We start from the raw sequence: 21946 nt of genomic DNA, 5'->3' as shown, positions 1-21946 counted from the left end.
TGTATTCACGCGAGCCCGTTCAGCCTGGCCTTGCGCTCCCGTTCGATGCGGGTGATGAAACGTTGCACGACAGTCAGTCGAACCGGCGGCAGCCCGACGTACTCACACCCGACGCGGATCAACCGGGCACCATTGCGCGCCGTAACGTCGAAAAGATTGCGTACCCGCAATGTGGCGATCAAGACATCGGTCGGCAAAACGATCTTGCATTCATCCAGCGTGTCGCCCTTCTCGAACAACCGCGATTGTTCCAGCGTCACCATGAGCCCGACGCCGCCGCCGCTGATATCGGAGAGTGGGACATCGATCGAACGCACGCCGAGGTCGGGGTGCCGAATCGTGGTGCATAGCCGAATCGGGTTGGCGATCGACGTCGCGAGCCGAAAGAACTCGCGGCGTTGCAGCCGCAACAGCTTTTCCGGAAAGGGGACGAGAAATGCCGGACGCCCCTCGTTCTCGATGTTCCTGAGCCGGGAGGCGCGAAACTGCACTTTTACCTTATCGAGCACGGCAGTGAGTACGAGATTCCGAGCGCTTAGGGCTGCACGGTTCATTTCCTCGTTATTGGCAACATCGACAATGAGGCCAAGCTCGCCGGGGGCAACTCCAATAACCGATGTCAGGAAGAATGAACGGCGGTCGTCCAAGTGGACGGCGAGCATCGCCTTCTTCTCAATGAGAGCCCGCAACACGGCGAGGATCTCGATGCGAGAACTGAGTAGGTAGGGATCGAACTCGTCGCCGCCGTCGATTTCGAAACTAGGCGTCGTATCGTCCCAAGTTTCCGGAGCGTCCGTTTCCATCGCGATTTTCCTGTAGCGAGTATCGGTCAGTGTATCAGGTGGGCGTAGGTATCAGTCGTCGACGTCGTTTCATCGGCAAGGCGTTGAGTCGGCCAGTTTCTTAAGCTCGGCGACCACACGAGCCAACACCGGCGCCCAATCCCCGGGGGCTTGTTGCCGGAAGAGCCTCATGCCTTCGGGGTACCACGGGGAATCGTCTCGGTCCAGAAGCCATCGCCAGTCGGTCTTGAAGGCGGGAAGCAGAAGCCAGCAGGGACGTCCCAAAGCGCCGGCGAGATGGGCCACCGCGGTGTCGACGGTGAGGACGATATCCAGGTTTTCGATGACGGCCGCCGTTTCGGCGAAGTTGCTTAGCTGGTGGCCTAGCGTCACACATGGCAGATAGGCAGCCAGCGCTCTTTCGTCTTCCGCGGTCGGGCCTTTTTGCAGCGAAAAGAACGCCGCGCCAGGTACATCAGCCAGGGAAGCGAGCACAGCCGGCGAGGGAAGCGAGCGGTCCGCGTCGTTTTCAAAACGCGGGTTGCCGCGCCATACGATCCCAACCCTCGGATGGCTCGGAGTGGAGGATATTTCCTCAGCCCAGCGGCGCACGGCGTCCGGTTCTGCTTTGAGATACGGGACGCGGGCCGGGATAGAGTCGTGCCGCGTCTTGAAGAAAAAGGGAAAACTCATCGGAGGCGTCCAGAAATCCCAACCGGATGCCGGGAAACTCTCATTGGCGCCAATCACTTCATCGATGCCATCGAGCGTAAGGAACAGCGTTTTCAACGCGGCATGGCAGACGACGCTCACTCGCGCGGCTCCTGCTTCCTTTGCGAGGCGAGCGTAACGGCAGAACTGGATCATGTCGCCATGACCCGTTTCGAGTCCGATCAGCAACGATTTGTCCTGCAAGGGCTCACCTTGCCAGCGCGGGCAGGCGAGTTGCCTGGCAAGCGGTTCGTACATGCTCCGGGCTTCGAGGCATTCCCAGCCCTCGTCGTAGCGTTCGTCGCGCAACAGCAGATAGGCAAGGTTATGGCGCGCTGTGCGATACGAAGGATCGATCGCCATCGCCGTTCGGTAACTCTGTTCGGCTTCGCTTGCGCGCCCGGTGCATGCGAGGAAAACACCGAAGTTGGACCACGCGCGCGGGGAGTTCGGGGCCAGCAATAATGCCTGCCGACAGGGGATTTCCGCTTCGCTTAGCCTTTTTTGCTTGACGAGAAGCGCGCCCAGATTCAGATGGAATTCGGGCTGCTGGGGCGAAAGCTCGATGGCACGGCGCTGATGGAGCTCAGCCTCGGCGAGTTCACCTTGAACCTCCTGAACCATACCCAGGTTCCCGTGGGCTTCGGCGAAGTCCGGCGCCAGTTCGAGTGCCGCGATGAAGGCGAGGCGCGCTTCGTCGTTATTCTCCTCGTCCATATGGCCAACACCTTCCAGAAAGAGGCGTTGGGCTTCAGAAGAGACGGGGTTCAAGCCACCAGAACAGAGCATCTGAACAGCATATCACGGCGCACAAAAGGCGCCGAGAGACTTGGCATCGCTCCGGTCAGCGTGTGTCCGACGTGTTAGGCGTAAGGGGCGGCAAGCCGGGAGCCGGGCCGGCAGGAGCGCCGCTTTCGAGGCGGTAAATCCAGGCCAGCAGTTCGGCGACAGCGACGTAGAGTTGCGGCGGAATTCGTTGATCGAGATCGACCTGCATCAGCAGCGAGACGAGTTCGGGCGATTCATGTACGTAGACGCCGCTTTCCTTCGCTCGCGAAATGATCTGCTCGGCGAGGAAGCCGCGACCCTTGGCAACGACACGGGGCGCCGCGTCCGTCTGGGTATATGTGAGCGCGACGGCGCTTTTCAGATCGTCATGCCGGTGTTTCGCCGCCATCTTGAACCTTTTCCGTATTCTGGCTCTGGCCGATGCTGAGCGAGGTGACGGCAATTCCAGCGCGCGTCAGCCCTTGCCGCAGGCTTTCGCTTTCGGATTGCATCAATTCGGCCGCGCCCGCACCGCCGGTGTTGATGGCAACGATGACCTGATCCCCGCTGAGCCGGATGCGCGCGTCGACATTCCCCAATAGCGGCAAAATCAGATGTAGTCGAGTTTGCCAGTTGCCGGCCGGTTCCTGATCGTCCGGTTGTGCTCCGTGAGCATCCTCCTCGATTTCCCATCGCATTTCCTGGTTGGGCCATATCTGCCCCTGCCAGGAGAAGTTCTGCGACGCCAGCGCTTCGAGTTGGTGCTGCACGATCGGTTGAGTTTGCGGTGCGACGAGGCTGCTCGACGCATGACCGGAATCCATCCCGGGAACGGGCGTCTTGGCGGTCATGACGTCCTGACCGGCTTCCTTGAGCGTTACCCCTGCTTGAGATGGCGGAACGGTCGTCGTCGCATTGTTCGCATTCGACGGTCTCGCCTCGGCTGTCTCGGTTGCCCCCTGCGGTGCCTGAAAGGCGATCGGCGACGATAGTTTTCCCTGCGGTTCCTGCAGAAGCGCGTTCTTGGCAAAGCGGCCTTCGATCCATTCCGCCTGATGGGCCTCATAGAACATGCCGCTTTCGGTAAGAGCTTGCCTCAACAGCGGTACGAGGGCCGATGAAGTCATCGCGCTGGGGCCGTTCGCGATGGCCTGGTTGCCGTTCAAAGGGACGGGAGCCGCCTGTTTCTGCGAGCCGGTCTCCCGGCTATCGGACAAAAGCTGGCTGATGAACTGCCCCGTGCGGCTCAGGGTCGCGGAAACGGCCGCTTTACCACTGGCGCCCTGCGCAGATTCGCCTTCATGGGAAATGACGGCGAGTGCCACTTTGCCGTCGGACTCCGTGACCTGCAGTTCGAGCGTGTCGCCACTGCGTGCGGAAAAGGGCAACGCCAGCGTGATGTTGCGCTGATTGATGAGGGCGCGGTAGGTTCCGTTCGGAAGCAGGGCGGTGATTTCCGCCATGACACGCTGGCCGACGACGAGGTCGGAAAGCTTGTCAGAAATCTCCTGCGTCGGCGCAACGGGGCGCAGGACGGTGTCGGCCGATGTTTGCAGGCGGCTGGCGACGTCAGCAGGGATCATTTAGATACTCCGAGATCGTGCTGGGGCCACGCCGCTTCAAAGGCGGCGGACGCTTAGGGATTCCCCACGTTTCTTGCCGCGTGAGCGGGGAGCGGGTACTCCTTGAAACTCTGCAGCAGCGGGCGTACCTGTTCCATCCAGGGAATGATCTTGGACGAAAGTTGCTTCTGGCAATCCAAAAGGCCCTCGATCAGGTGCCTGACTTCACCGCCCTCGGATGCGGGCAACTCGTTCAACGACATCTTCTGCAGTTCGAGCAGGGCGGGGTAAATCCCCTCCCATTCACGGTTTACTCCATCCCAGTCCAACTGCTCGGCGAGCGACACCATGCGCCGGTGATGCTCTTCCGCCATGCGCAGTAGATGCAGCGCGCTTGCCATCTAGTTCGCCGTTCCGTTGTTGACCTTGTCGCCGATGGCTACCCACGCTTCATGAATCTCGGAAAGAAGCTTGAGGACCTCATCGAGCGCCGCTTTGTCGTTGGTCAGATTGGCGTGCAGAAGGCGACGGGCCATGTAGTCATAAAGCGCGTAGAGATTCTGCGCGATATTGCCGCCTTCTTCGAGATTCAGACTGGCGCGCAGACCATTGAGGATGATGTCGATCGCCTTGGTGATCGCCGTCCCCTTCCTCGGTGTGTCGCCTGCCTCAATGCCCGCACGGGCGATGATGATCGCCTGCCGGGCGCCTTCAAACAGTAACACGATCAACTGATGTGGGCTGGCATTGGCCACCGACGTTTCAAGGCTGACTTTGTTGTACGCGTTAACGGGGCTTGTGCTTGATCCAAACATTTAATGCCCTTCTAGCTGCTCGAACTGTTCAGTTTGGCCAGTTGCTGGGTTAGGTAGGTCGACGTCGTTTGCATCTTCGACAGGAGTGTCTCCAACGCGGTGAACTGCTTTTCGTAACGTGTCTGCGTCAACTCCAGCATACGCTCCATTTGGTCGATGCGGTCTGCTAGGTTGTCGGACGTCTTGTTCAGCCCTTCAAGTCGGGTTGTAATCAAGCCTTCCGTGGCGTTCATTTTCGTCGTCAGATCGTCGAACGCCGTGCCGTAGGCGGCGACCGTTTTCGCCACATCGGAGAAGTTCGACTGCATGGCCTTCGAAAGCTTGTCCGTATTGAGCGTCATCGTCCCGTCGCCTGACGTTTCTACGCCAAGCTGCGACAGATATTGATACGTACTACTGACGCCGGATGGCGCAGAGGACAATAGGCCGCGCAATTGATTGAGCGCCGAACTGACCGACGTATCGCCATTCAGCACGCCCGTGCTCTCGCCCTTTGAGTCGTATTTGGAGAGAGTCTTCATGGTGCTGCGCGCCGTATTGTAGGCGTCAACGAACGCCTTCAACTTGGTCTGCAGGCCGGACGAATCGTTGGCGACGGTCAGAGTTGTGGGATTGTCGTCGTTCGTCTTGGTGAGAGTGAGCGTGACTCCCGTTATTGCGTTCGTTACCGTATTCGACGTCGTGCCCGCTATGGTGATGCCATCCACTTTGAGGATCGCATTCTGCCCGGCTGTGATTTGGCTCATGTTGCCTGGGGTGGCGGGGGCATCGGGATCGAATCCGAGACCGCTGATCGTCGACGCGATCTTGATCTGATTTGTCTCGCCGGTCTCCTTGCTCGTCACCACAAGCTGCGCACCGCCCTGTCCGTTGATGACGCTCGCGGTGACTCCCGCATCGGAGTCGTTGATGGCCTGTGCTACGTCTGCGAGGGTTGCGCCAGCGCTGACGTTCACCGTGGCCGACGATGTTCCGACGAAGCTTCCGGTCGACGTGCTTCCCAGTTGGATAGTGAGTGTTCCGCCAGCGGAAGGGTTAACCCCCGCGGCCGAGGAAATCTTGTGATTGGTGGCTAGCCGCTCAACTTCGATGCTGTATGTGCCGGCCACGCCGCTTGTGCCGACGGTCGCCGAAGCTACCGAGGTGTCAGCGACTGTACCCTTGTACGAATACAGAGATTTAGCGGTTGATATGGCATCCGCGGCTGTTTGGAGGGAGGCGATGGCGCTCTTGATCTTGCCCATCGCCGAAATCTGACTTTCGACGGTGGTGTGCTTCGCCTTGACTGTATTGACCTTCTGGTTCTCGAGCGCCATCAGCGCCGAGATGATGCTGTCCGTATTAAGGCCAGAAACCAGGCCGGTACTTGACGAGATTGCCATATTAAGCCTCCTTCTTTTTCGTTTGCTAGGCCTGTTGCTTTACCAGCAGGCCTTGGAGCTTGTCCAGTGCTCGTGCGAGTTCAAGCATCTCCTCCGAGGGAATTTGGCGGATGACTTCTTTCGTATCTCGGTCGACAACTTGAACCACCATCGTGTCGAATTCGCGGTCCACAGTAAACTGCACCGAGGCCGCGACCGGATTGACGAATTTCTGGACTTTGTCGACAGCGGCCTGTACGGCCTCTGCTTCTGCCTGCTTGTCGGTTCCCGTGTTCTGAACTTTGGGCACCAAGCCGGCGCCTTCGGCGGTTGGCGCCGTGGCTGTTTTTGCTTGGGCTTGCTTGGTCATCACCTGTTCTGCTTTTCCGGCAGCGGGTTCGCTGGCCGGTCGCAACGTGGGAAGCGTCGTCGCCAAACCTATTCCATTGATGGCCATGATGTTTTCCTCCTCCCAATGTGCAAACCCGGTACGGGTAGTTTATCCGTACCGGGGGGAAACGCCTACTACGGTGCGACTTACCGGAGGAGCGAGAGCACGTTCTGCGGGATCGAGTTCGCTTGCGACACCATCGCCGTACCGGCTTGCTGCAGGATCGAAGCGCTCGTCATCGCCGACGTCTCCGCCGCGAAGTCCGCGTCCATGATGCGGCTACGTGCGGCCGTTTGGTTCTCAATCGCGCCCTCGAGGTACGAAACCGTGAAGGTCAAGCGGCTCTGCGTACCACCGATCTGTGCGCGGTTGCTCGCAACGCTGCCCAGCCACGCGTCGATGCTGGCAAGAGCCGTCGAGGCGCCGCCGCTGGTGCTGACGCTGGTACCGGTGACGCCGACGCTGCTGAACGTACCGCTGATCGTGTCGGCGGCATCCGCGCCAACTTGGAAGTTGAACGTACTGAACACGCTTTGGCCGTTCAGCTTGGCAGCGCCCTGGATACGGGAGGCTTCAGCTTGCAACGCCGAGTATTCCTGGTTGATCTGCGACCGTTCTGTGTCGGACAGGGTACCGTTCAGCGACTGCGTGGCCAGTTCGCGCATACGTTGAAGCTGGTCAGCGACGGTAGCGAGCGCGGTGTCGGCTGTCTGCGCATACGAAATACCGTCGGAGGCGTTACGCGACGCGACCGTCATACCCTTGATCTGAGCCGTCATCTTGGTGGCAACGGCGAGGCCGGCGGCGTCGTCGATCGACGAATTGACGCGCAAACCCGAAGATAGGCGCTGAATCGAGGTGCTCAAAGCGCTTTGCGACTTATTCAGGTTGCGTTGAGCATTCAACGACATCACGTTTGTGTTGATTACTTGTGCCATTTCTCTACTCCTAGTTTGGTTTATGACCTACGCCGGTGGGACAAACGGCGTTTCGTTTTACCTTACGGGCAGGTTTTCGCCAGCCTTGGTTCCTTTCACGGACATTGCCGCGAAAACTTTAGGGGCTTTTTCAGAACGGGTCCCGATGCCCAGTGGGAGACGGTCTGCCGCTGCCTAAACCGAGGTCATGCTGATAGACTGGCCTCCTCTTCGTGGCCATGGCTATGGGAAAACGGATGACCGACACCAACAACGACAAGGAACAAATCGTTTCGGGAATCGCTGCCAGCTTCCGGGCAGGGGATTTTCAGCAGGCCGAAAGGCTGGCCCGGCGCTTGGGGGCTGAAGGCAACAACGAGCAGGCGCTCTATCTCGTGGCCCAAGCCATATACAAGCAAAACCGCTACGTCGAGGCGGTGCGGACGATGGAAGCGCTTCTTGCCTTGAACCCCATGTCTGCCGCGTACCACAATGACTACGGGGTCATGCTTGCGGCGCTTGGTCGGTGGGCGGAGGCCGAAACGGCACACCGGATGTCGCTGGTTCTCGACAAGACGGGGCTCGACGCGCGATTCAATCTGGCGTTGGTACTTCTTCGGCAGCAAAAGGGCGAGGCCGCCCTGGAGGCGCTTGATGAACTGCAGAATGCGGCACCGGAGTTTGCCGAGCAGTATGCCCTGCGCGGGGAAGTTCTCCAGTCCCTCAAACGCCCGGTCGAGGCCGTCGTGGCGCTCTCGAAAGCGCTCGAGCTCGGTCTGCGCAACGCCGAAATCCTTGCTCATCTGGGCGCTGCCTTGAGCGATGCGGGTAATAAGGACGAAGCGTTTGCGCTTCTCGCCCAGGCCGGGGCGCTCGACTCCGAGGATGCCGCCGCCAATTTTCACTTGGGCCGACTGTTCCGCGAACAAGGAGATCTCGCGAAAGCGGCGAAGCATTTCTCGAAGGCAGTGGAGGCGTTTCCCGATTTTGCCGAAGCGCAGAACAACCTTGGTCTTGTTATGCAGGCGCAAGGCGACCACGCCGGCGCAGAGGCGGCATTCAAGAGAGCGCTGCAAGCGGCGCCGGAAATGGCCGCCGTCCATAACAACCTAGGAAATACCCGCCTGCAGCAAGGAAATATGGAATTGGCGCTGGCCTGTTTCCGTAAGGCAGTCAAGCTTTCGCCGGATCTGGCTGCGGCCTGGAACAACCTGGGCGAAACCTGTTATCGCCTGCAACTGCTGGACGAGGCGGAGGCCGCTTACCGCAAGGCGTTGGCTATCGACCCCGGCCAGGGAGAAGCGGAACTCAATCTGGGTATCCTGCTCCTTCTGCGCGGAGATTTCGCGGAAGGATGGAAGTACTACGAGCGGCGCTGGGATATGCCGCACGTACGAGCGAAGCGCCCCCGTTTCACTCAGCCCGAGTGGGCGGGCGAGCCGCTCGACGGTAAAACCTTGCTTGTTTACGTCGAACAGGGGATGGGCGACAACCTGCAATTCATTCGTTTCCTGCGTGTCTTGCGCGATCGTTATCCCTCCGCGCGCATCTATTATTGGGGATTGCGCCCGCTCACTCGCCTTTTCGCTGAGTTTGCGGCCGACTGCAAGGTCGAAATCCTTCCCGAAACCATTCCGGGCGGCGTGCCCCAAATCGATTATCACATCGCACTGCTGTCGATCCCGCGCCACCTCGGAACGACCCTGGATACCATTCCCCCACAAGATCCTCCGCTGCAGCCGCCAGAGGAATTGGTCGCGCGCTGGCGAGAACGTCTTTCCGGGCTAAAAGGGAAGAAAGTCGGGCTGGTGTGGGCGAGCGGAGAAACGTATCTGTTCCACATGTTCCGCACGATGCGCCTGGCCCAACTTAAGCCTCTTCTGGATATCGAGGGAATCAGCTGGGTGTCCTTGCAAAAAGGGGGCGCCTCCCAACAGATCGAGGCGGAGGGGTTGGCTGGATGTATTTATGATGCCATGGGTGAAGTCGACGACTTCGCCGATACGGCGGCCATTATCGCTAACCTCGATCTGGTGCTCAGTGTCGATACCTCGGTGGCCCATCTTGCCGGAGCCATGGGCGCGCCGGTTTGGTTGCTCGATCGCTTCGATACCGACTGGCGCTGGCTGCTCAACCGCTCCGATAGCCCATGGTATCCGTCATTGCGCATTTTCCGGCAGACGTCGTTCGCCAATTGGGACTCGGTGGTGAGTGCAGTGCATTCCGCTTTGGCGGGCTGGGCCGTGGGCTCTGCGGTACCTACCGAGCGGCTGGACATGGCTCCGACGATGGCTCTGAGCGAAGCCGGGCTGAAGCTCAACCTCGGCTGCGGAAACCGCAAGATGGCCGGCTTTCTCAACGTCGATTTCGTTGAGGCCTGCCATCCCGATCAGGTGGTTAATCTCGAAGAAACACCATGGCCATGGGCGACTGATTCCGTTGATGAAATCAAGTTGATCCATGTGCTCGAACACCTCGGGCAGCGTACCGACGTTTTCCTGGCTATCGTCAAGGAAATGTACCGTGTGTGCCGGGATGCGGCGCGCATCGAGATCATCGTCCCGCATCCCCGGAGCGACCATTTTCTTGGCGACCCGACCCATGTGCGCCCGGTAACGCCTTCCATGCTCAGTCTGTTCGACCAGAGACTCAATCGGGAATGGGCCGAGCAGGGAGCGGCGAATACGCCGCTGGGGCAGATTCTCGGTGTCGACTTCGAGATCGACACGGTCACGCACACGCTCGACGGATACTGGCAGCAAAAGCTGTCTTCGGGCGAATTGTCAGACGCCGAGATGCAGCAAGCCGCTCGCCAGTTCAACAACGTCATCGTCCAGTCAACGATCATTTGGCGGGTGCGAAAACGGAAGGCCGACTGATGGCCTGGCGTTGATTGATGAATCCCGGCGTTCAACCCTCTCGTTTTCCCGAATTCGACGCGCTTCTCGCTCGATCACCGGGCGATTACCGGTCGCTCTGCCTGCTGGGCTTGAAGAAGCAGCAGGCGAGCGAACTCGCTGAGGCGCGCGCCTGCTACGAAGCAGCCTTGGCTGTGGCCCCCCCTTCCGCCGAGCTCTTCCATAATCTGGGGGTCGTTTGCCGTGGATTGGGTGATCTGCCGCAAGCCCGTTCTTGTCTTGAGCAGGCCTCAAAGCTGAATGGCGGCGCCTTGGCGACGCTCGACGAGCTTGCGCTCGTCCTCCAGGAAAGCGGGGACGTCCCAGGGGCCCTCGCGTGTTACGAGCGATGCCTCCAACTCGACCCTCGGCATTGCCGGGCCTTTACCGGGATGGGGATGGCGTTTGCCGACGCCGGTTGGGAGGAGGACGCGATCCGCAGCTTCGAAACGGCTCTTGCCATTGATCCGAACCGGCTGGAAGCGGTGAACGGTCTTGGCGTGCTGTACAAGCGTCAGGGACGCTATGAGTTGGCCATCGAACAGTTCGAACGCGCTTTGACGATCAGTCCGGATGATCCCGGACTCAAGCGCAATATGGCGCTCGTGCTCGGAGCGCTCGGCCGCTTCGCCGAAGAGGAAGCCATCTATCGGCAGATCATCGCGGCGGATGGCGACGATGCGGACGCGCATTTCAACCTGGCCTGCGTACTGTTGCTCACCGGTCGCCTCGGCGAGGGGTGGCAGGAATACGAATGGCGATATGCGTCCCGGGAAAACGGCGAATCGATCAAACCGCCCAAGACCGGGCTTTCGCGTTGGTCCGGCGAGCCGGTCGACAAAAACGACAGCGGGCTCATCATCTACGCCGAGCAGGGGTTTGGCGACTCGATCCAGTTTTCGCGTTTCGTCGGCATGGCCGCGGCGCGCTTTGGCCGTGTCCGTCTGCAGACGCGCCCACCACTGCTCACGCTGTTCCGACGCAGTTTCGGGGCGTACTGCGAAGTCGTTTCCGAGGTGCCGGATGAGGCGGACTATTCCGCCCACTGTCCGTTGATGAGCTTGCCGCTGGCGTTCGGTACGACGCTTGACACCATTCCGGCAGAGGTTCCTTACTTGCTGCCGGACGGAGTCAAATCGGGTGAGTGGGAACTCCGATTGGCCGACGAGTACCGTCCGAAGGTGGGCTTGGCCTGGGCGACCGGCAAGCGAGGCATGCACAAGCGAAGCTTCGAACTCGATCCCTCGCAGTTGCACCCGCTTCTTGCCAACACCGGTATTTGCTGGGTGAGTTTGAACAAGGAGCCGCTTTCATCTGAAAGCCGTGCGACGTTGCAACGGCTAAAGATCACGGACTGGACGGCCGAACTGAAGGATTTCGACGACACCGCGGCGTTGATTTCAGCGCTCGACCTCGTCATTTCGGTGGACACGGCGACGGCACACCTCGCTGGTGCGTTGGGCAAGCCCGTGTGGCTGCTCAACCGGGCCGAGAGCGAGTGGCGCTGGCTCGTCGGGCGAAGCGATTCGCCGTGGTATCCGACGATGCGTATATTTCGGCAGCGCCAAAGCCGGCAGTGGGCGCCGGTGATCGAGGGAGTCGCTTCTGCAATCACGCAGCTCATCGAGGATAAGGCGTGAGGGAGCACAAGGCGTGAGCGCGAGCAAGCAGAACGAAGCCGTGCGGCTGTTTGCCGCCGGGCTGGAGCACCAGCAGGCCGGTCGGTTGGCGGAAGCCCGCAAATGCTATGAACGAGGTCTCAAGCTCGTTCCCGGCCACCCTGATGCGCTCTTCCTCCTCGGTCAAACGCTCTTCGATAGCGGTGAGCGGGAGATCGGCGAGCGCAAGATGCGCGCAGCGATCGATGCACGCCCGCAGGCGGCGAATTACCGGGCCGGTTTGGCGATTTCACTTTTCAATGCGGGGCAGCCCGCTGAAGCGGCGAAAGAGTTTGCCGCCGCCGTGCGGCGTCTGCACGGCGATCCGTCGCTTTGGCGCGGCCTTGCATTGAGTGCGGCGCAATCGGGTGACACGCCGACCGCTTACGATGCTGCGACACGCTGGGCGGCGCTGCAGCCCAGCGACGAAGAGGCCTCCGGCCTTACGCGCAAGCTGGCGGCGCAGTCGCATCACGATCGCGCCAAGGCGCTCGCCGAAGATGGGCGCTACGAGGAAGCCTGCACGGCCTACGCGGAAGCGTTACGCCAAGATCCGGGCGGGCTGCCGATCCTCGTCAATCTCGCCAACCTCTACGTGACGCTCAAACGCCATGACGAGGCACAGGTTCTTTTCGCCCGCGCGATTGCCCTGGACCCGAATTCCGCGGCGGCGCATTTCAACCTCGGCATGCTGCACCTTGATGTCGGACGGCGTCTCGATGCCGCCCGGTCTTTGGCGGATGCCGCGCGGTGCGATCCGCAAGACGGCCTGATTGCGGCACATCTGCTGTTTCAGAAGATGCACCTCTGTGCCTGGGAAGGGCTCGAACCCCTGAGCCGCCACGTAATGGCCGCCGTCGAGAAGAATACCGCCGATATTCCGCCCTTCATCGTGCTTTCGATGCCAGGAACGACGCCGGCGCTGCAACGCAAGTGTGCTGAGAATCACAGTCTCCGGCTGCACCGCACCGAGGACGCCGCGCTGCCCGCGGGAAGCAGGAGGCCGGGCCGTTTGCGCGTAGGCTACTTGTCGTCCGACTTCAAGAATCACGCGACGGCGTTCCTGATGATCGACATGCTCGAGGCGCACGATCGGTCGCGTTTCGAAACCTTCGGCCTCTCCTACGGGATTGATGACGCGAGCACAATGCGCCGCCGGGTTGAGTCGAGTTTCGAGCACTTCGTCGAACTCGCCGGTCTGCCGACGCGCGATGCGGTGCAGCGGATACGCGCACAGGAACTCGATATCCTGATCGATCTGAAAGGCTACACCGAGGGCAACCGCAGCGACTGGCTGCAGTACCGATTGGCCCCCGTTCAGATCAATTGGCTTGGATACCCTGGAACGCTCGGTGCGCCGTGGATCGATTACCTGATCGCCGACGAAGTCGTCGCGCCGTCGGGAAACCAATGGATGTTCAGCGAGCGCCTGTTGCATTTGCCCGGGTGTTATCAGCCGAACTGCCGCGCTCGCGAAGTCTCGGTACCACCGACCCGGGCCCAGGAAGGGTTGCCGGACGATGCGATCGTCCTGTGTTCTTTCAATCAGACATACAAAATCACGCCCGAACTCTTTGATGTATGGATGGCGGTCTTGCGCGACGTCCCGGGCACCGTTCTTTGGTTGTGGGCATCCAACCCGTGGGCTGAAAAGGCTTTGCGCCGAGAAGCGGAAGCGCGGGGTGTCGCGGCGGAGCGGTTGATCTTTGCGGAGGGCCGCCCACAGGCTATGCATCTTGCTCGGCTGCCGTTGGCGGATCTTGCGCTCGATACGTTTCCGTGCAACGGACACACCACCACGTCGGATGCCCTGTGGGCTGGCGTTCCCGTGGTTACCTTGCGTGGGGAAGCATTCGCGGCGCGCGTGGCCGCCAGCCTACTTGTCACGGCCGGGTTCGGGGGATTGGTTGCCGAAACGCATGAACGATACGCGGAGATCGTTTTCGATTTCTGTCGAAACACGGGGCGCCGGTCCGCGCTCCAGCGGCGTATGCGCGAGTTGCGGGAAAACTCAGAGGTCTTCGATGGCACCGCCTTTGCGCGGAAAATCGAGGCATTGCTCGAAGAAGTTGCCGTTCCCGCTATTCCAGCGAAGCAACCCGGCTTGTGAAGTAAGCCTGCGGGTGCTGTACGTCCCTGTCGGCGATGAAATCGTACGGAAGCCGCGCCACCCGAAAGCTCGGCGTGTGTCGCTCGGACCAGGCGAGCACAGCAAAGAACGCGGCCTGATCGAGGCCCCAGCCCCACAGGTCGTGGGCCAATTGCCGATTCAGGTAGCGCGCGAGCACTTGTGTGAAGCGTTGCGTTTCCGGCGAAGGTGCGTAGTAACTCAGTGAAAGCCAGACGTACTCGGTAAGGCAGCGGGCACGTTCGTTGAGCGGAACGATGCCTGCGTCGATATTGGCGGCCCCGTACCCTGCCTCTTCGAGCAAGGTGTGGACCGGCCGTAAGGCACGCATGTCGGCGTCGATTACCCACAACGGTTGCGCGTAATGCGCCAAGAGGTGGGGGAGCATGCGAAAACGAGCACAGGCGTAATACGTGCGCATCTCGACCACCCGGCGAGTTCCTACGATCTCGGTTTCGCGGAAAGGGACGCTTTCGACGGTGGCGGCGACCGGCGTCCCAGCATGTTGGCGCGCGGCGATCCAGTTGAGCGTTTCCTGCGTAGGATTGACGAGGTGTGCGTGAAGCAACCAAGGACTCTCCGCCTGTGTATGCGTCAGGGAGTCGATGAGGTCCGGAAGGTAGCGCTGCGCATAGCGGTCGTCGATCCCCACGACGAATATCCGCGCCTTTGCATCAATGTTCCCGCAAGGGATCCAGGAGAATCGGTCGGGGGGCTCATCCCAACGGGGAGAGTCGATGTCCGCGCCGAACGAAGCGTCGGCCAGCCGGATCAGTCCGGCAGGCCAGACATAGTCATCCTCCAGCTTGCGATAGAGCACGTCGGCTGCAGCGAAGTCCCCCCTGGCGACGTGCGCGTTCGCCAGAAACTCCCGAACGAAGGGATTGTCGGGGTCTCGCTTGTCGAGCACGTCCAGGATGGCAAAGGCATCGGCTCCCTCTCCGCCGCGAAGAGCTACTTGGGCGAGGGCGATCCACGTGCATATATCGCCGGTTGGAATCTGCTCGTCGGGATAAGCCCGATAGATCTCGTCCAGACTGGCATCGAGAAGGCAGGTGCGCAGGTAGCCGTAGGTTTTTAGCGAAGAACGGGCGCTGGACCAGATTTTTTCGAGCAGATGCAGGCGTTCGATGCCGTTGGATTGCCGTAGCACCCGGTCGGCCAGACTCTCCAGCGCTTGCAACAGGATCGGTCCATGCCTTGTTTGCGCATAGGCGGCGTATGCCGACGCAAGTGCAACGGCTTCGTCGGCAAGGTTGGCACCCATGTGCTTGGCCGTAAGCTGAGCGATACGCGCAAGACTACCGCCGCGATGCGGCACCTCTTCAATCAGCAACGAGCAGAGAGTGGTCTCGAGCTGGCGATCGCTCGTGGTTCGCAGCACCGCTGCAAGGAGGGCGGGCGGATCGGCGGAGAGGTCGGTCCAAACACTTGACGGGCACATAGGCGCGTGAGCTTACCGGATGAAAGCGGCGAGCCACTCGTCGAGGTGGTTCTCCAGCAGATAGCTCCGCTTGACCCACTCGCGCAAAGCATCGCCTTCACGTGCCAACGCTTCCGGTTCGGCGATTTTTTCCCGAATGGCATCAATCCACCGGCTCGTTTCGTTGGGTAGCCGAGTTACCGGCGGGTTGCCCGTCCGGTAAGGGAAGATATCCGTACAAATGACCGGCCAGCCAAGAATTCCGTACTCAAGTAGCCGCAGGTTGCTCTTGGCCTCGTTGAAGGGATGGTTCGCCAACGGTGCGACGGCCAGGTCGAGATCGAGTGAGGCGAGCTTCGCCGGATAAACCGCAAAGTCGTGGACGAAATCGTGGAACTCCGCGACGAACGGGCGTGTGCCCTCGGGCAGCATGCCCAGGAAGATCCACTCAACCTCCTGGGCCGTGGCTTTTACCACCTCTTGCATGAAAACCAGGTCACCCGCATGCTGCTGCGCACCGGCCCAGCCGACACGCAGCTTCTTGCCACGCCGGCGCTGCGACCGGAGGCCGCCCCACACCGACCAAGGCAAGGTGTTGGGAATGACGCGTATGTCGTCGATCAAGTGACGGTAAGCCTCGCGCAACGGCTCGGTACTGACGATAAGACGGTGGCAGGCTTTGACGCCGAGGGCCAGCCGCTCGGAAATCGCGTCCGCGGGCAGGGCGCTGTACGTCGGATTGCTCTCCGGCACCTCGGTGATGAGATCGTCCAGTGCATAGATACGGAAGATGTCGTCGTTGAAGCGCTCGTAGGCAAGCAACGCCTGGCCCCGAACGTTATCGACCGGCGCATGCATGACCAGCGTGTCGGGAGCCAGCCGCGCCAACTCGATAGGCATCGGCGCCCGCTCGAAGTCGGGGCGGGGTTGGCAGACGGACGCAAATTGGATCTTTCCGGCCGCGTGCAGGGCGCGTAACGGCGTCAGGCTGCGGTATTCGGCGGCTCCTTGCGCAGACACGGGCATGACGAGAATGCGCGGGCGATCGTGGAAATCCGTGTTCCAAGGCACAGCCAGTTCATCCTCGACCACCGGGGCCGGCAGGCAAAGGCTCAAATTGCGATTCCATGCAGGGTCTGCGATGAGAACGCTGTTCCAGCGGCGATAGAACTCGTTGCATTCCCGTTGGAAGGTCGCGACCTTCTGCGGGTCTTGCATATCGTTCTTCTGCGTGGCCGAACCGTGGTGAAGCAGGGTCGCGAAAGGGGTCCAGACGATGCGATAACCTTGTGCCCGCACTTTGAGGCAAAGATCGATATCGCTGAAGCTGATGCCAAACGCTTGTTCGTCGAGCCCGCCGACCTCGTCGAACAGTGATTTGCGGATCAATAGGCTGGCGCCGGTGACGGCCGAGTACTCTTGGTCGGCTAGCGCCCGATTGAGATAGCCGGGTGCTTCGTGCGACAGCGAGCCCAGGAAAACATGGCCGGCAGTGCCCGTTAAGCCGAGCACGACACCGGCATGCTGAACGGTCAGCGAATCGGGGAACAGCAAACGGCTGCCGACGATGCCGACGTCGGGGCGCTGCGCGTGGGCCATCATCGCGTCGAGCCAATCGTCGTGAATGCACTCCGTATCGTTGTTCAACAACAACAGATACTCGCCGCGCGCATGGCTTGCCGCCAAGTTGTTCATCGCCGAGAAATTGAACGGAGCGTCGAAGTGCAGAACTTGCACCCGCTCTTCAAGCCGGGACTGGAGTTCCTCGTAGTACGCGAGGACGCCGGCGTCGTCACTCGCGTTGTCGACGAGAAGAAGCTCCCAATCCGGGTATCCCGTTTGTTGCAGCAGCGACTCGATGCACGCGCGCAGCAGCGTTGGCTGGTTCCGGGTGGGAACGATGACCGAGACCTTTGGCGATTCCTGATGCCGATAAACGAGGCGCCGCGTTCGCCCTTCGGCAAGCCCCTGGAACACCTCGGCGTCGATGCCACGGCGAGCGAGGTGTTGTTGCACCGCCTCCGCCGCGCCGCCTTCGTCCTCGGGACCGAAAACGATCTCCGGAACATGGACGAGGACATCTGGAATATGGCCGATCGACCCTTGTCCGACCTTGTCGAACACCCTCAAAGTCGTGTCCAGACACTCGGCGCCGGCGATCTGAGAGTATCCGCCGGCCAGCAATAACGTATTTCGTTCGACGAGCACATTCCTGACGTAATCGGTCGAGCGCAGAAGTTCGAGATTGAAATCGGGCTTGAACAACGGGGCATAACGTTCTGCGTCCGCGTTCAGCTTGTCCTCATCGGTGTAGACGAGCTTCCACGCCGGGTTGATGGCGAGGTAGTCGGCAAGCGATAGCAACAGTTGCGGCGCGAACCGCATGCCGCAAGTGAAGAGACCGACCCAGTCGCTTCGCGCCGAGAGCAGATGCTCATTGATCCGAATCGGTATTTGCGACGCATCGGGTACCTCGAACCAGCGTACCGTGCTGCCGTCGCGTGTGAACTCCGGTTCCGGGCAGGGCGTTTGCGCGAAGATCGTAAGCCGCCAGCCGTCATAGTATTGCTGGGATATCGAGTCGAGGCTGTCGGCAAGCAACGCTTCCTGGCCGGGAGAAACGACCAGGAGAAACTCGAAGAGCAGCCTCTTTTTCCAGAGCTTCGTCGCGTGTTCTTGAAAAACGGTGGCGTCGAGGTCGTCGAGCGTTTTTGTCGTCATCCAGCGCTGATAGGCCAAGGCTTCCCGCTTCTCGGCGCCTGTTGTGGGTACAGACAACGCTTCGGAGCGATGAGCGTTATCGGCTGGAGACATCGCGCTGGAGTTTTCTCCAGCCGACAACCCCAGTGGTTCTTCCTGAAGTTGGGATTCGCCCGATGCACTCGATTGATCGGGGACAACGTCGCGCCAGCCTGAGTAATCGGCGTCGATCGTCCGCACCCGCCAAGAGCCATCGACATCCCCGGTCGGCTTCCAAAGAATCGTGCCGAAAAATTGCCCTTTCGACAGGCCTCGGCGATCCCACGAGGCACGCATCACTCTGATGCCCTCAACGGCACCGGCAAACACTTCGTCCCTCAGTTCAGCCTGCGACTGGTTGGCGTGAATGCGGAAACGGCTCAAAGGCTCGACGAGGTACGCCGCATTGCCCTGCGTGGCCAGGTTAGTCCAGACCGCTATGTCGTTGATACCGAAGACCTCGTGATTGTCCACGGCCAAATAGTCGGGCTTGAGGTGAATCACGTCCGCCTTGCGGAACATGGCGGTTGTCGGCTCTCCAACAAAATTCCGGAAAGCGGAAAGCAGCGCGGCACCGAGCGTCACGCCTTCGATGATGGCGTCTTCCTGGACGACGGGGAGAGTCTCGAAGACCTCGGGAAGAATGCGGCCGTCTTCATCGATCCGTGTCCGCTTCGACGTCACGAGCGTGATGTCGGGTACGGTTCGGAAGCAGTCGAGCATCCGTTGCAGGCAGTTCGGGGTCAGCAGGTCGTCGTCGTTGAGGAATTTCACGAACTCGCCCTGCGCCTCGTTTACGCACTTGACGAGGTTCCCGCGATTGAGCCGTTCGCTATTGCGTAAATAACGGATCTGCGGATAGCGGCTGGTGTACCGCTCGACGATCTTGAATATCGCGTCGTCTGGGCAGTCGTCGCAGATGACGATCTCAAAGTTTCGGTAGGTCTGATTCAGCGCGCTTTGCAGGGCTGCTTCGAAGAAGCGCGGCCGATACGAGGGGATCGTGATGCTCACGAGAGGTGAAGCGTCCGCGGGAAGCTGCCGGTCGGGCTTGATGAACTCGAGAATCAGCGACGACGATTCCCGGTATTCGAGATTGCGGAACACCGGCCGGCGGCTTTCGCCCAGCGCGTAACGGCCGTCTGGAGCAAGCCCCACCATCTGGGCGAGACGAGTCAGTTCCTCTTCGTCGTACATCCACTGATGACCCCACCAACGCATGCCGATATTCAGGCGTTCGCAGCGATTCGCCGTCCAACCAAGGCCGAAATGTTCCCAATCCGGGTGAATGCGATGATCCGTGTAGTCCTTGATCATCTCGGTCAAATCCGGCGTCGCGATCCGCACGACGCCGCCGGGGGCGAGAACGCGACGGCATTCCCGCAGCAGCCGGATCGCGTCCGCCTGCGCGATGTGCTCGATGAAATGCTCGCTGAATATTCCGGAGACGCTCCGATCGGGCCACGGAAGAGGCTGCGTGAGATCGAGCTGCATCTCGGCGCCCGGTTCTATGTCGATATTGATGAATCCAGGGATTCTTCGAGAGCCTGCGCCGAGATGGAGATAGATGGGATTCATTTGACGACTCGTTTTCGGGTTGCGAACGCCGTTGTTTATGCCACGGTTGGCCGGCAGGCAGATTATGCCAATTTCGGTCAGCCCGGTCGCCGTTCTTGAGCGGTGCCCCTATAATCGTGCCAGTCCGATGTACCGGGAAACGTTCAAATGACCAGCAATTCTCTGTTCGTGCACGCAAGCGACGCTACAGGACCCGCGCTTGCATGCGATGACTTCCTTTCGTATATGTTCGATCCCCGGTTCGTCGAAGCGCAGAAGCTGGCGCAGGAAGGTCAAGTTGCCGAGGCCCTCGGGATCTACCGGGCCATCGGCGCGACGCAGTCGGCGCGGCATTTTCAGGACGCCCTCGTGCTGGCGCAACGCGGCGATGCTTCAGGCGCTACCGCGAGCCTGAAAAAGGCGGTGGCGGCCGACCCGGCAAACACGGCCGCTTGGGCGCAGCTTGCCAAGTATCTCTCGGGGGCGGAAGTCGAGAGGGCATACCGGAAGGTTCTCGATGCTTCGCCGCGCGATGTTGATGCGGCGGTCGGTCTGGCTCAGCTGTTGATGAAAGAGAAACGGTTGCAGGAAGCTACTCAGATTCTGGAAACCCTGCTTCCCAATCAGGAAATCGAATTCATTCTGGCCCACGTGTTTTGGCAACTGGGGGACTTTCCATCCGCTGAGAGGCATCTGCGGCAATACATCGAGGCCTCGCCTGGTGACGCTCGCGCTTACGAAACCTTGCTCGATCTCTTGAACAGGGATGATCGGCTTCAGGATGCAGAAGCGTTATGCCGATGCTTCCTCGAGGCTAGAGGCGAGAATCAGGGTATGACTCTTGCATTGGCCCGGGTGCTGCTCAGGCAAGAGCGTTTTTCCGATGCTGAAACGATTCTTGCGGCCTCCATCAACAGCGCTCCGGACGACCTCGCCCTATGGCAGTTCTACGCGGAACTGCTGGAGAAGAGCGGGCGTGCCGACGAAGCTTTGGCGGTGCTTGAGAAAAACGTTGAGATGTCGCCTGGCAATCTTGATAGCCAGCTGCAGCTCGCGGATTTTCTGTACCGCAGCGGTAACAAGGAAGGGGCGGAGAAAGCCTGTTTGTTCGCGGCTCGCGTGATCCGGGAGGCGAACAACTGGGGGTTGCGGGCGCTGCCGTCCAATCTCGAGAGCCGCCTCATCTTTTACCGGCTTGAGGAAATCGCCGGCCGCCTGTGCACGGGAACGAGATCGCTCGTGGATACCACCGGGCTCGATCCGGCGAAACCGGATTTCGGTGCGGGCCAGATCGTCGAACTCTTCTGCATGGTCAGCGGGCAGGAACACGTCGATTTCCTCGAGTACGCCGCTTATCCCGCATTGTCTTCGACGGAGGGTTTCGATCGACTGCTGCAGGAGCGGACCGTCGTCTACAACATCTATACGACACCCTCCGACCTGGGCGCGCTCAAGGGATTCCTCAGCAAACTCGAACAGCGGGGGATCCGTTATCGCGTCAACGTGGAACTCCTTGGTCTCTCGCAGGATCTGTACGCGATCCTTTCGCTGCCAATCATCGACCAGGTCAGGCGTTCCCTGGCCATGCGTTCCATCGTCGTCATGGCATTGCCCGACGCGATCATCTCGGGGTCGATCCATCGCGTAATCGGCGATATGAAGCCGGGCGAGACCGTCGTCTGCGCCATGCCGCGCATCAATACCGATCTTGCCTACCCAGCGCTGAGGGCCAGGTTTGCCGAAGGCCAAGGCGCCTTGAATTCGCGAGACTTCGTGCACAGAGCGATGACCGAGTTCAGGCACCCCCAAACACATTCGGCACTAGTGAGCGACAGCCCGTGTTTACGCTACCGCGAGGGAGACGGCTATTACTCGGCGCACAACTGGGCGCCACCGCCGCTGTGCTTTTACGCGCGCGAGGAGATGCTGGACCACATGATGCGCAATCCGTTGTGCGGCCCGCATGCCATCGCGAGCTTCTACACGGTGGACCACGATTTCGTCGACTCGGCGTTCAAAAGCGGGGCGCTACGTCTCATCGACGACAGCGATTACTTCTTTTGGGCCGAGTTCACGGGGCCGACGCGCCATTGCGATTTTCTCGCCGGACGGAAGGCCGAAAGCTACTATTATCCGGAGTCGGCGAGGTACGTGTTCCAGCACGAATTCAAGTGGATTTATCGGGATCCCTCCTGAACGCCTGTTGCGGGAGCCGGCTGCACGGAAAAGCACGGCGA

Annotated in this window: 15 protein-coding genes; 4 read left to right on the top strand and 11 right to left on the bottom strand. The window is 60.4% G+C overall.

Annotated features, from left to right (window positions below; translation table 11 throughout):
• Window positions 1–5: 5 nt before the first annotated feature.
• The 9 genes from NZ453_RS02290 to NZ453_RS02250 form a co-directional block, all read right to left on the bottom strand.
• Window positions 6–803, bottom strand: a complete 798-nt coding sequence (locus NZ453_RS02290) for a flagellar brake protein (protein WP_263768685.1) — start codon at window positions 801–803, stop codon at window positions 6–8.
• 69 nt (window positions 804–872) lie between these two features.
• Window positions 873–2282, bottom strand: a complete 1410-nt coding sequence (locus NZ453_RS02285; protein ID WP_420851582.1) for a tetratricopeptide repeat protein — start codon at window positions 2280–2282, stop codon at window positions 873–875.
• Window positions 2283–2337: 55 nt separating this feature from the next.
• Window positions 2338–2670, bottom strand: a complete 333-nt coding sequence (locus NZ453_RS02280; protein ID WP_263768683.1) for an EscU/YscU/HrcU family type III secretion system export apparatus switch protein — start codon at window positions 2668–2670, stop codon at window positions 2338–2340.
• On the bottom strand, window positions 2648–3844 hold the full coding sequence (gene fliK, locus NZ453_RS02275) for a flagellar hook-length control protein FliK (RefSeq protein WP_263768682.1): 1197 nt from the start codon (window positions 3842–3844) through the stop codon (window positions 2648–2650). Before fliK ends, NZ453_RS02280 begins: the two co-directional genes overlap by 23 nt.
• A gap of 53 nt (window positions 3845–3897) precedes the next feature.
• Complete coding sequence (locus NZ453_RS02270) at window positions 3898–4224, bottom strand: flagellar protein FliT (RefSeq protein WP_263768681.1); 327 nt, start codon at window positions 4222–4224, stop codon at window positions 3898–3900.
• Window positions 4225–4638 carry a flagellar export chaperone FliS gene (fliS, locus tag NZ453_RS02265; RefSeq protein WP_263768680.1) on the bottom strand — a complete coding sequence of 138 codons (414 nt, stop codon included), beginning with the start codon at window positions 4636–4638 and terminating at the stop codon, window positions 4225–4227. It abuts the gene before it with no gap.
• Between the two features lie 11 nt (window positions 4639–4649).
• On the bottom strand, window positions 4650–6020 hold the full coding sequence (gene fliD, locus NZ453_RS02260; RefSeq protein WP_263768679.1) for a flagellar filament capping protein FliD: 1371 nt from the start codon (window positions 6018–6020) through the stop codon (window positions 4650–4652).
• A gap of 25 nt (window positions 6021–6045) precedes the next feature.
• A complete protein-coding gene (locus tag NZ453_RS02255) occupies window positions 6046–6456 on the bottom strand; it encodes a flagellar protein FlaG (RefSeq protein WP_263768678.1) in 411 nt (136 codons plus the stop codon).
• An 80-nt stretch (window positions 6457–6536) separates the two neighbouring features.
• Complete coding sequence (locus tag NZ453_RS02250) at window positions 6537–7328, bottom strand: flagellin N-terminal helical domain-containing protein (protein ID WP_263768677.1); 792 nt, start codon at window positions 7326–7328, stop codon at window positions 6537–6539.
• A gap of 236 nt (window positions 7329–7564) precedes the next feature.
• On the opposite strand from NZ453_RS02250, the gene NZ453_RS02245 reads away from it, so the two are divergent.
• The 3 genes from NZ453_RS02245 to NZ453_RS02235 are packed head-to-tail and all read left to right on the top strand — an operon-like array spanning window position 7565 to window position 13972.
• Entirely contained in the window at window positions 7565–10186 is a 2622-nt protein-coding gene (locus NZ453_RS02245) for a tetratricopeptide repeat protein (protein ID WP_263768675.1), read from the top strand.
• A gap of 17 nt (window positions 10187–10203) precedes the next feature.
• Window positions 10204–11844, top strand: a complete 1641-nt coding sequence (locus NZ453_RS02240) for a tetratricopeptide repeat-containing glycosyltransferase family protein (protein WP_263768674.1) — start codon at window positions 10204–10206, stop codon at window positions 11842–11844.
• Between the two features lie 13 nt (window positions 11845–11857).
• Complete coding sequence (locus tag NZ453_RS02235; protein WP_263768673.1) at window positions 11858–13972, top strand: tetratricopeptide repeat protein; 2115 nt, start codon at window positions 11858–11860, stop codon at window positions 13970–13972.
• Here NZ453_RS02235 and NZ453_RS02230 read toward each other — a convergent pair.
• Together NZ453_RS02230 and NZ453_RS02225 are read right to left on the bottom strand one after the other, a co-directional pair.
• Window positions 13944–15374, bottom strand: coding sequence for a tetratricopeptide repeat protein (locus NZ453_RS02230; protein WP_263768672.1), 1431 nt, complete (start codon window positions 15372–15374; stop codon window positions 13944–13946). The two genes, NZ453_RS02235 and NZ453_RS02230, sit on opposite strands and share 29 nt — an antisense overlap.
• Window positions 15375–15446: 72 nt before the next feature.
• Window positions 15447–19730 carry a glycosyltransferase gene (locus tag NZ453_RS02225; protein WP_263768671.1) on the bottom strand — a complete coding sequence of 1428 codons (4284 nt, stop codon included), beginning with the start codon at window positions 19728–19730 and terminating at the stop codon, window positions 15447–15449.
• Window positions 19731–19877: 147 nt separating this feature from the next.
• On the opposite strand from NZ453_RS02225, the gene NZ453_RS02220 reads away from it, so the two are divergent.
• The gene (locus NZ453_RS02220) at window positions 19878–21905 is read left to right on the top strand and encodes a tetratricopeptide repeat protein (protein WP_263768670.1); all 2028 of its coding nucleotides are present in this window, start codon (window positions 19878–19880) and stop codon (window positions 21903–21905) included.
• The last annotated feature ends 41 nt before the right edge of the window (window positions 21906–21946 follow it).

Origin of the sequence: Propionivibrio soli, assembly GCF_025770765.1 — a bacterium.
Lineage (GTDB): Bacteria > Pseudomonadota > Gammaproteobacteria > Burkholderiales > Rhodocyclaceae > Propionivibrio > Propionivibrio soli.
Note: the sequence above shows the minus strand (reverse complement) of the source record. Positions and strands in the feature narration are given on the sequence as shown.